Genomic DNA, 10,029 nt, shown 5'->3' on the forward strand with positions numbered 1-10,029 from the left:
GTGCGCCGTGACGAGCGCCGTGACGAGCGCCGTAGTGAGCGCCGGATCAAGGTTCCGGGTCGGATCATGGCGGAAGATCGGACCCGGAACCCTGATCCGACGGGATCGGTGGACCTGCGGCATCAGCGTGCCTCCGGTCGGGCGGGGCATCAGCGCGCCTCCGGTCGGGCGGGGCATCAGAGTGCCTCCGGTCGGACGGGCAGGGGAGTGCGGAACGAGCGCCAGGCGACCAGTCCGGCGCAGAGCAGGCCGAGCCCGACGCCCGCGCCGAGCACGGCGGCGAGTTGCAGCGGTGACGCCGCCAGGGCAAGCGGCGGCCGCGGCGCGGAGCCGACCGCCGTCACCAGCACCAGCGCTGTCGTCAGCCGGGTCAGCAGCAGTCCCAGCAGTACGCCACAGGGCACCGCGACGGCGACGACGGCGGTGGCGCGGGCGAACAACAGGCCCCGCAGCGCGCCCGGCGTCAGGCCGTCGCTCTCCCAGGCGTACAGCTCCGCCGCGTCGTCCCGGCGTTCGGCGATGACCAGCAGCACCAGGGCGACGGCGGCGACGCCGAGGGCGACGAGGGCGCCCGTCCACAGCAGACGCGCCGCGCCGACGGCGAGCGGGTCGGTCGCCAGCTGGTCCTCGACCTGGGCGCGCGACCGCACGGTGAGCTGGTCATAGGGCGACTTCGCGAGGTTCTGGCGCAGCGCGGCGGGGTCCGGTGAGGACAGCCAGAGTTCGCTCACCGAACCGGTTCCCGGCTCCCGGGCGTCGAGTGCGTCGGCGAGCGCCCGCACGTCGGCGACGACGAACCGGTCCCCGGTCGCGGGGAACCGCGGCAGGACCTGCACGATCCGGCCGGTGACCGGAGCCGAGCCCTGCACGCTGAGCTGGAGCCTGCCGCCGGACGCGGCGGTCGCCGTCACCGGGTCGACGATGACCGGCAGCTCGGTCTCCGGCGTGGCCCCGATCAGCGCCACCATCCGGCCGGTGGCCAGCTCGTAGTCGGTCTCGAAGGTGTTGCCGAGGCCGGTCACCGTCAGGCGCCCGGACAGGACCGGGACGTCGAGGCCGCCCTCGCCGGTGTGGTGCTGCCGGCGCTGGCCGTAGTCGGCGGTCTCGGCGATGTTCAGCGCGAACAGCTTGGCCTCGGTGGTGGTCGCCTTGGCCGGCTCCCCGGTCAGCCGCTGGCCGGATCGGGTCAGCTCGACCGCGAAGTCCCGGCCGCCGGTGTCGCGCAGCCACGCCGTGATCTTCAGATTGTCCAGCGGGCCCAGCACGTCGAACGCCAGATTCTTCGTGCCCGCCGGTACGCGCCAGCCGCGGTCCGGCGCGGCGGCCGTGATGAGCTGCGCCGAGCGGGCGGCGTCGGCGCCGCCGGTGACCCGGTCCCAGGCGGGGATGCGCGTGAGCGCCTCCGGAGTCACCCCGACGACCTCGGCCGCCTTCGTCTCGGCCGCGTTGACCCGGATCCCTGCGGTGGCGCGTACGACTCTGGCGGTCAGCGTTCCGGGGACGAGCTGGGCATAGGCGGACTCGTCGGCGATGTCGAGCGGGCGGCGCAGGTTCTGTCCCGATCGGACACTCACGTCGAGCGGGACGGTGAACGTCGCCTGGTCGACCGCGCCTTGCTGCAAGGTCGCCCGGTAGCCGCCGGCGAACAGGACGATCCCGGTCGCGGCGGCGAGGAAGGCCACTGTCGCGACCGCGCGGAGCGGCCGGCGTACCGCGCCGGACAGGCCTAGGCGCACGGGCAGCCCGGCCGTGCCCGGCAGTCGGCGCGCCAGGCGTACGCCCAACGGCGCGACCAGGGGGAAGAGCCGCCCGGCCAGGAGCCCGCCGCAGACGATCGCGATGATCGGCAAGGCGACCAGCAACGGGTCCGTACGCTGATCGATGGCCTGCACGGTGACCGCGCCCCGGGCGAGCGCGACGGCGGCGACCACGATCCCGGCGACCACCACGGCGTCGACCGCCCGCCACGGATGCTCCGGCGCCCAGCTGAGCGCGGCCCCGAGAAGCACCGCGGCCAGCACCGTCGTCACTGCGATCTGGGCCAGCGTAGTGCCCGACAGTGCGGTCGTGCCGAAGACGGCGAGTCCGAGGAGGACGCCGAGCACGGTTCCGATCAGGACCGGGATGACGGCCGTGACGGCGGTGAGGGTGAACAGCCGGCGAGCGGGCGCGCCGCGACGGCGTACGAGGGCGACGACCGCGCGGTGATCCCGGCGGGCGCCGATCGCGCCGATCACGGCGAAGCCGACCAGCAACGCCGTCGCCGCCCCACTCAGCAGGTCGAATCGGCGGGTGCTGCGCTGGGCCCGGTCGTGCTCGCTGCGGAGCACCTCGTCGGGCGCGGTGAGGTGCAGCCCGACGCTGTAGCGCGACAGGTCGTCGCCGGCCTGCCGGCTGGCGTCCAGGTACGCGTCCACGTCGGCCGAGGCACGCTCGACGTCGAGCGGGGCGACCCAGCCGTACTGCCGTTGGAAGGCGGTCAGCGAATCGATCGCGCTCGCCTTGGCCACCCCGTCGGCGAGCAGCAGCGGGATGTCCCGCTTCGGCTCGAACGTGCCGGTCAGCAGCAGCGGATCCGTGCGTACGCCGGTCCCGACGATCTCCACGCCGAGCCCGTCCGGCATCTTCGGCGGGGTCTGTCCGATGAGGAGGACTTCGCAGCGCTGCGGCGTGCACGAAGCCGGCAGACGCCCGCTCGTCACCTCGACGCCGGAGGCGAGGTCGTCGGCGGCGCCCAGGAAGAACGAGCCCCCGGCGGTGTCGCCCATCTCCCGGAACAACATCTGCGCCCGTGCGGGATGCCGCGTCAGCTTGGCCAGCTGGCTGCGTACCTGGGAGTCCATGCCGTTGAGCTGGGCGGACTCCATCGCGAGGTTCGGGTAGGACACGATCAGGCTCTGCTCGCCGGGCGGCAGTGCGGCCAGGCCATGGGCCAGCGCCTTCGTCGACGTGGCGGTGGCGGTGGCGGCGGCCGACATCGGCAGCAGCGTCGCGACGGCCACGCCGGCCACGATGAGCAGCCATCGGGTCGGCCCCCGATAGAGCCGGGCCAGGGCCAGTGAGAGGATCGCCCGCACGCCATCTCCTCAAGGAGAGCTCGCCGGTCTTCTCCTGCTGGAGAGCTAACCGGTAGAGTACGGTTCAGAGGTTAGTGGTTGACTAAGGGGTAGAGCAATGCCTGTCATGGTCGACGGTCTGCGGATGCCCGCCATCGTCGCCGGAGACGTGGCGCTCGAAATCTGCAACACCCGCGCCGCCTGGGACGGTGGCGCCGAGACCCACGAATACCTGCACAGCTATGAGCATGTGGCGGTGTGGGCGCGGCACGCCGGACTGCTGCCCGACCTGGCCACGGCCGACGCGGCGGACGGGGAACGGGTGCTTTCCCGGGTCCTGGAGTTCCGGCGGGCCTACTATCAGGCGCTGACCGGCGCCGACGCGGACTGGTCGCTCATCTCCCAATACGTCCGGACGCTTGCTCCGGGCCTGCGACCAGCTGCGGAGACTGGCTCGGATTCCACGGCGGCATGGGATTACGGCGACGACGCGGAGCGTCCGTTACGCGCGATCGTCCACCAGGCCGCCCGGCTGCTCGCCTCGCCCGGCAGCACCGAAGTACGCGCCTGCGCCGGAGCCGGCTGCGGGTGGCTGTTCCGCGACCCGCGCGGGCGGCGACGCTGGTGCGTCATGGCGGTGTGTGGGAACCGGGCCAAGGTCGCTCGGCACGCCGCCACCCACCGCCCACCCGCCTGACGCCGCCGCTCCGGTCCGTCGTTGGCTGCAGATCACGGTTACGCAGGCCAAAACCGTTCGGGGAGGCATGCGTAACCGTGATCTGCACCCAAAACGGGGGTCAGCCGAGGACGCGGGTCAGGTAGGCGTTGGCGAAGACGCGGTCGGGGTCGAGCTTGTCGCGCGCCGCGAGGAAGTCGCCGAATCGGGGGTACAGCGTGGCGAAGTCGCCCGCGTCCCGATAGTGGATCTTGCCCCAGTGCGGCCGGCCGCCGAAGGTCCGGAAGACCTCCTCGGCCGCGCGGAAGTACTCGTGGTGGTCTTCCTTGAAGTACCGGTGGACCGCGACGTATCCGGTCCGGCGTCCGTACGCCGTGGACAGCCAGATGTCGTCCGGCGCGGCGACGCGTACTTCGAGGGGGAAGGAGATCCGCCAGTCCTTGCGGGTGATGAGCCGGTCGATCTCGCGTACGGCCTCGGGAATCGCCTCGACCGGGAGGGCGTACTCCATCTCCCGGAACCGGACCCGGCGGGCGGTCGTGAAGACCGAGGTCGACACGTCGGTGAAGGCGCGGTCGCCGGTCAGGTGCGAGGCGAGCCGGTTGATCGACGGGATGGCCGCCGGAAGGGCCCGGCCGATGCCACACACCCAGGAGAACACGGTGTTCGACATGAACTCGTCGTCCAGCCACCGCTTGAAGCCGCCCAACGGGGCGCTGGGCTCGGTCACCCCGAGCCGGGTGTTCGTCTTCGTCAGCGCCGTCGTGGTGTGCGGGAACCAGTAGAACTCGAAGTGATCGGGCGCGGCCGATCGCTCCAGATAGGACTCCAGTACGCCGGCCAGCGGTTCGGGCGCCTCCACCGCGGCCAGCTTGAACGCCGGTACGCACTGCACGGTGATGTCGACGAGGACGCCGAGCGAGCCGAGCCCGAGGCGGGCGGCGTTGAACAGCTCGTGCGAGGCGTCGATCCGCAGGATCTCACCGGCCGCGGTGACCAGTGTGACCGCGACGATCTGGGTGGCCAGTCCGCCGAACGCCGCGCCGGTGCCGTGCGTACCGGTGGAGGTGGCCCCGGCGATGGTCTGCGCGTCGATGTCCCCGAGGTTCTGCATGGCCAGCCCGTGCGGGGCCAGCAGCGCGGGCACCTCGTGCAGGTGCGTACCGGCGGCCAGGGTGACCTGCTGAAGCTCGCGGTCCACCGACAGCAGGCCGGACAAGCGCGACAGGTTCAGCTGCACCCCGTCGGCGACGGCGATGCCGGTGAAGCTGTGCCCGGCGCCGATCGGCTTGACCGTCAGCCCGTCGCGCCGGGCGTCGGCGATCGCGGCCGCGACCTCGTCGGGCGACGCCGGAGTGACGACGCGTACGGGGCTGGCCGACTCCGAACGGCCCCAGTTCTGCCAGGTCACAGGAACACCTTTCGTTCGCCGCGATACGTCCGCACCGCGCCCACGACGGCCGGACCATCCACGATGTACAGCTCGTCGACGTGCTCGCACACCTCGCCCGCCTTGGTGTGCCGGAGCCAGACCCGGTCGCCCACCCGAAGCGATCGGGCCGCCGTCCCGGTCACCGGCGTCTGCACCTCGCCGGCCGCCTCACGGGCCACGTAGGACAGTCCGGTCGGCCAGACGAGCTGGGGCAGCCGATCCGGTCCGGGCGGGCCGGAGGCGATCCAGCCGCCGCCGAGCAGAGTCACCCGGTCCGGCGCGGGACGGCGTACGACGCTGAGCGCGAACGCGGCGGCCGGAGCCGGGTGGAAGTGCGCGTAGTTGTCGAACAGGTGCGGCCCGAGCAGTCCTGATCCGGCGGTGACCTCGGTGACCGACGGATCGGACGCGGTCGCCTCCAGGCTGCCGGTGCCGCCGCCGTTGACGAACTCCAGCTCGGCCACCTGACGGACGGCTGCGACGGCGGCCGACCGGCGCTCGATCAGCTCGGCCATCGATCGCTTCTGGACGGTCCGGAGGATGCGGCCCATGAGCGGCTTACCGCGCGGAGCGTTGCCCAGCCCGGCGATCTGCGCCTCGTAACCCATCATCCCGACCAGCGTGAAGCCCGGCCGACGGACGATCTCGCGGGCCAGCGCGGCCGCCTCGGGCGCCTGCCGGATCGGCGACCGCCACACTCCGACATGGCCGAGCAGCCGCGACCGGTACGACGAGTCGATCTCGACGCACACCCGCAACGGCTCACGCTGCGGCACCACGGCGTCGATGAAGTCCAGCTGTTCCACCGAATCGACCATCAGCGTCACGCGGGCCGCCAGCTCCGGCGACAGCGCCAGCTCCGTCAGCGCCGCACGATCCGCGGTGGGGTAGCCCACCACCACGTCGTCGACTGGACTGCACTCCTCGCGGCTCGCCCAAGCGGCTCCCCGGCCGGCGGCCAGCCACATCGCCTCCGCCAGCGTGTAGGCCAGCACACCCCGATAGCCCGGCAGGGCCAGCAGGCCCGCGATCAGCTCGCGACTGCGGATGCTCTTGCTCGCCACCCGAATAGGAGTACGCCCAGCGCGGCGCACCATGTCCTGTGCGTTGTGCCGCAGCGCTCCCAGATGGACCGTCCCGAAGGGAGGGTCGAGGTCGGCGGTCGCCTTGTCGACCTCGGACCAGTTCACGGGCAGGTGCGCTGCGGGCAACGACAGGTCGATCATCGGACGCCTTTCACGGGTGCGACGCAGAGCGCGCCGACGAGCGAGGTGATCCCGGCGATCAGGTACAGCACGCCGAACCCGCCCGCGTACGCGACGATCGCCGCGCCGACCAGCGGGGCGACCGCCTGCGGCACGGTCGTCGCGATGTTCATGATGCCGAGGTCCTTGCCGTGGGTGGCCGGGTCGGGCAGCACCTGCGTCGCCAGGGCCTGGTCGACGGACAGGAAACAGCCGTAGCCGAGCCCCAGCAGGCCGGCCCCCACGGTGGCGACGGTCAGGTTCGGGAACACCGCCAGCAGGATGGCGGCCAGGGCCTGACTGGCCGACGCCGTGATCACGAAGATCTTGCGGCGGCCCAGGCGGTCGGACAACCGGCCGAGGTAGAGCGACGCGGCGATCACGAAGAACATGTAGATCACCGAGAGGAGCAGCAGCGAGCCGTCCGGGTCAGCCGCGTGGACGTGGTACTTGAGGAAGTACAGCAGCAGCGTGGTGCCGAAGGCGTTGCCCAGGTTCACCAGGATCCGGCTCAGGAGGGTCCAGCCGAAGTCGGGATGTGCCTTCGGTGAAACCCAGAGTCCCTGCAATACCTCGCCGACGGCAAGCCGCCGGCGATCACGGCCGGCGTACGTACCTGTAACCGGCCCGGGCAGACCGCGGCGGCTGGCCGCCGGCCGGTCGCTCTGGCGGAGCGCTGCGTCCGGCGTACGCAAGAGAAAAGGCAGGACCAGCGCGAGGAGCAGGACGGCGACGGTCGTGTAGCCGCGGACCCGGCCCGTGAAGATCGTGGTGACCAGCAGCAGGCCGAGGATGGTGCCGATGGCCTGCGGCGCGGAGATCCAGCCGGAGACGAACCCGCGCTGGCCGACCGGGACCTGGTCGGAGATCGTGGCGGTCAGCGCGGCGGTGAGCACGCAGAAGCCGATGAGCGCGAGCGTCCACCAGACGCCGACCGCGACCACGCCGGTCTGGGTTCCGAGGACGACGAGCGACACCGCGAAGAGCAGGGTGCCGAGGGCGATCCATGGGCGGCGGCGGCCGAACCGGGACGTCGTGCGGTCCGACAGTGCCCCGGTCAACGGGTACGCGACCAGGGCGAACAACCCGGCGACGCCGGAGATGACGCCGAACGCCATGACGCTGCCGACCCAGTCGGTGGCCGGGCGCTGGGCCTCGACCTGCTCGGGCAGCAGCAGTTGGACGGGGGTCAGCTGGGCCATCCAGATGCCCAGCCAGGCCAGCCCGAACAGGCCTACCCAGCGGCCGGTGACCGGCTTGACGGGTTCGGTGAAGACAGCGGGTCTTTCGGCGAGCATCTCGCTCATGCCGGCTCCGAGGTGTCGAGGGGGTCCGCGAGCGCGGCGATCGCGTCCGCGGCGAAGTCGAGGATGGGCTGGGTGGCGGCGCGGTCGCGATGCACCAGCCAGCCGAGGGTGAGCCCGTCGGTCAGGGTGACGACGATCTGGGCGATCTCGCTCGCCGGGCGGCTCCACGTCCGGCCGGTCAGCTGGGCGGCCGCCTCGACGATGCCTTCGGCGGCCTTGTAGTAACTGGCGTACTGGGCCTTGGCGGCCTCGTGCAGTTCCTCCGTACGCAGCGCGTAGAGGGAGAGTTCGAACATCGCCTGTTCCCGGGCCGGGTCGGCGGCGACGAGGTCCAGGAAGCCCTGCAGCCCTCGCTTGATCGTCTCCCGCAGATCCTGGCCGACCGCCAGCGTCTGCTCGGCCGCGAGGCTCTCGTGCTCCACGACGTAGGGGATCAGCTCGGCGATCAGCTCGTCCCGCGACCGGAAGGCGTAGTGGAAGCTGGCCAGCGACATGCCCGCCTCGGCGGTGATCGCCCGGGTGGTCGCGGCGGCGACCCCGTCGGCGGCGATCACCCGCAGCGCTGCCTGGATCAGCGCGGCTCGCCGCTCGGTCACCGCCATCCGGGCCATGTGCTCGTCCTCCGTAGTGGGTCACCTGACCCAGTCGTGTGACCTAGAACTATGGCACGCGTCACGGCCCTTGTCCACGGCTGCTTGCGGGCTGGATTGGCGGCGGATCAGGGATCTGCATGCGATCTTGGGCCCGGGAAGCATGCGTAACCGTGATCTGCCGCGAACGCGGCCGCGCAGAATCGGGCAGGTAACCTCATCGCGTGCGGTATGTCGCAGCCATCGATCAGGGCACGACCTCCTCCCGGTGCATCGTCTTCGACGCCGAGGGCCAGGTCGTCGCCGTCGACCAGCACGAGCACGAGCAGATCTTCCCGCAGCCGGGCTGGGTCGAGCACGATCCGGAGGAGATCTGGGCCAACGTGCGCCGGGTGGTGAGCGGGGCGCTGGACCGCGCCGGGCTCACCCGTTCCGACCTCGACGCCGTCGGCATCACGAATCAGCGGGAGACCACGATCGTCTGGGACCGGCTGACGGGCCGCCCCGTGCACAACGCGATCGTCTGGCAGGACACGCGTACGGACTCGCTGCTGAAGGAGTTCGGCGAGCCGGAGGTGTTCCGGGCGCAGACCGGGCTGCCGCTGGCGACCTACTTCGCCGGGCCGAAGCTGCGCTGGCTGCTCGATCACGTACCGGGGTTGCGGGCGCGCGCCGAGGCGGGGGAGGTGCTGTTCGGCACGGTCGACTCCTGGCTCATCTGGAACCTGACCGGCGGCCCGAAGGGCGGCCGGCATCTGACCGACGTCACCAACGCCAGCCGTACGCTGCTGATGAATCTCGCGACGCTCGACTGGGACGACGACATCGTCAAGGCCATGGGCATCCCGCGCGCGATGCTGCCCGAGATCCGCCCGTCCGTGGAGGTCTACGGCGAGGCGCGGGGCGAGCTGGCGGGCGTACCGGTGGCGGCGGCGCTCGGCGATCAGCAGGCGGCCCTGTTCGGCCAGACGTGCTTCTCGCCTGGCGAGGCCAAGTGCACCTACGGCACCGGCAGCTTCCTGCTGCTCAACACCGGCACCCGGCCGGTCGCCTCCACCCACGGGCTGCTCACGACGGTCGGCTACCAGATCGGCACCGGCCCGGCCGCGTACGCGCTGGAGGGGTCGATCGCGGTCACCGGCTCGCTGGTGCAGTGGCTGCGCGACAACCTCGGCCTGATCCGCTCGGCCGAGGAGATCGAGGCGCTGGCGGCCAGCGTGCCCGACAACGGCGGGTGCTACCTGGTCCCGGCGTTCGCGGGGCTGTTCGCGCCGCACTGGCGCTCGGACGCGCGCGGGGTCCTCGCCGGGCTCACCGGCTACGTCACCAAGGGCCACATCGCCCGCGCGGTGCTGGAGGCGACCGCCTGGCAGACCCGCGAGGTCGTCGACGCGATGCTCCAGGACTGGCAGGGCAGCAGCCTGTCCCAACTGCGGGTGGACGGCGGGATGACCGCCAACGAACTGCTCATGCAGTTCCAGTCGGACGTGCTCGACGTCGAGGTCGTGCGGCCCGCGGTCGCGGAGACGACCAGTCTCGGCGCGGCGTACGGCGCCGGGCTCGCGGTGGGCTACTGGCCCGATCTCGCGACACTCCGGTCACAGTGGACGGTCTCGGCCCGCTGGACTCCCGCCATGGACTCAGGGGTACGCGATCGGGAGCTGGCCCAGTGGCGTAAAGCGGTGCAGCGCACCCTGGCTTGGGTCTAGCGACCTGTCCCGCAC

7 protein-coding genes are annotated in these 10,029 nt (G+C 71.8%); 2 read left to right on the forward strand and 5 right to left on the reverse strand.

All coding sequences use genetic code 11. The annotated features are described in order from the left end of the window. Positions 1 to 176 precede the first annotated feature (176 nt). Complete coding sequence (locus tag AB0M47_RS40195) at positions 177 to 3,077, reverse strand: FtsX-like permease family protein (RefSeq protein WP_363423608.1); 2,901 nt, start codon at positions 3,075 to 3,077, stop codon at positions 177 to 179. Between the two features lie 97 nt (positions 3,078 to 3,174). Here AB0M47_RS40195 and AB0M47_RS40200 point away from each other — a divergent pair, with 97 nt between their 5' ends. Further along, positions 3,175 to 3,753, forward strand: coding sequence for a CGNR zinc finger domain-containing protein (locus AB0M47_RS40200; RefSeq protein WP_363423609.1), 579 nt, complete (start codon positions 3,175 to 3,177; stop codon positions 3,751 to 3,753). Between the two features lie 100 nt (positions 3,754 to 3,853). Here AB0M47_RS40200 and AB0M47_RS40205 read toward each other — a convergent pair whose 3' ends face one another. Genes AB0M47_RS40205 through AB0M47_RS40220 form a run of 4 tightly spaced genes read right to left on the reverse strand, consistent with a single transcriptional unit; the run spans position 3,854 to position 8,326 of the window. After that, positions 3,854 to 5,143 (reverse strand): D-arabinono-1,4-lactone oxidase, encoded by a 1,290-nt coding sequence (locus AB0M47_RS40205; protein ID WP_363423610.1) that lies wholly within the window; start codon positions 5,141 to 5,143, stop codon positions 3,854 to 3,856. After that, positions 5,140 to 6,390, reverse strand: a complete 1,251-nt coding sequence (locus tag AB0M47_RS40210; RefSeq protein ID WP_363423612.1) for an alanine racemase — start codon at positions 6,388 to 6,390, stop codon at positions 5,140 to 5,142. The genes AB0M47_RS40205 and AB0M47_RS40210 overlap by 4 nt, the downstream gene beginning before the upstream one ends. Beyond that, on the reverse strand, positions 6,387 to 7,715 hold the full coding sequence (locus tag AB0M47_RS40215; RefSeq protein WP_363423614.1) for an MFS transporter: 1,329 nt from the start codon (positions 7,713 to 7,715) through the stop codon (positions 6,387 to 6,389). The genes AB0M47_RS40210 and AB0M47_RS40215 overlap by 4 nt, the downstream gene beginning before the upstream one ends. Further along, the gene (locus AB0M47_RS40220) at positions 7,712 to 8,326 is read right to left on the reverse strand and encodes a TetR family transcriptional regulator (RefSeq protein ID WP_363423616.1); all 615 of its coding nucleotides are present in this window, start codon (positions 8,324 to 8,326) and stop codon (positions 7,712 to 7,714) included. The genes AB0M47_RS40215 and AB0M47_RS40220 overlap by 4 nt, the downstream gene beginning before the upstream one ends. A gap of 203 nt (positions 8,327 to 8,529) precedes the next feature. Between AB0M47_RS40220 and glpK the strand changes: the two genes are divergently transcribed. Further along, positions 8,530 to 10,014: a glycerol kinase GlpK gene (gene glpK, locus AB0M47_RS40225; RefSeq protein ID WP_363423618.1), complete on the forward strand. Its 1,485-nt coding sequence runs from the start codon at positions 8,530 to 8,532 to the stop codon at positions 10,012 to 10,014. Positions 10,015 to 10,029 lie beyond the last annotated feature (15 nt).

The sequence above is a fragment of the Hamadaea sp. NPDC051192 genome, from assembly GCF_040682475.1.
GTDB lineage: Bacteria > Actinomycetota > Actinomycetes > Mycobacteriales > Micromonosporaceae > Hamadaea > Hamadaea flava.

Bases quoted from the DNA above. Each gene is read 5' to 3' on its own strand.
- AB0M47_RS40200 (WP_363423609.1), top strand. From the start codon at position 3,175: ATGCCTGTCATGGTCGACGGTCTGCGGATGCCCGCCATCGTCGCCGGA.
- AB0M47_RS40210 (WP_363423612.1), bottom strand. From the start codon at position 6,390: ATGATCGACCTGTCGTTGCCCGCAGCGCACCTGCCCGTGAACTGGTCC.
- AB0M47_RS40215 (WP_363423614.1), bottom strand. From the start codon at position 7,715: ATGAGCGAGATGCTCGCCGAAAGACCCGCTGTCTTCACCGAACCCGTC.
- AB0M47_RS40220 (WP_363423616.1), bottom strand. From the start codon at position 8,326: ATGGCCCGGATGGCGGTGACCGAGCGGCGAGCCGCGCTGATCCAGGCA.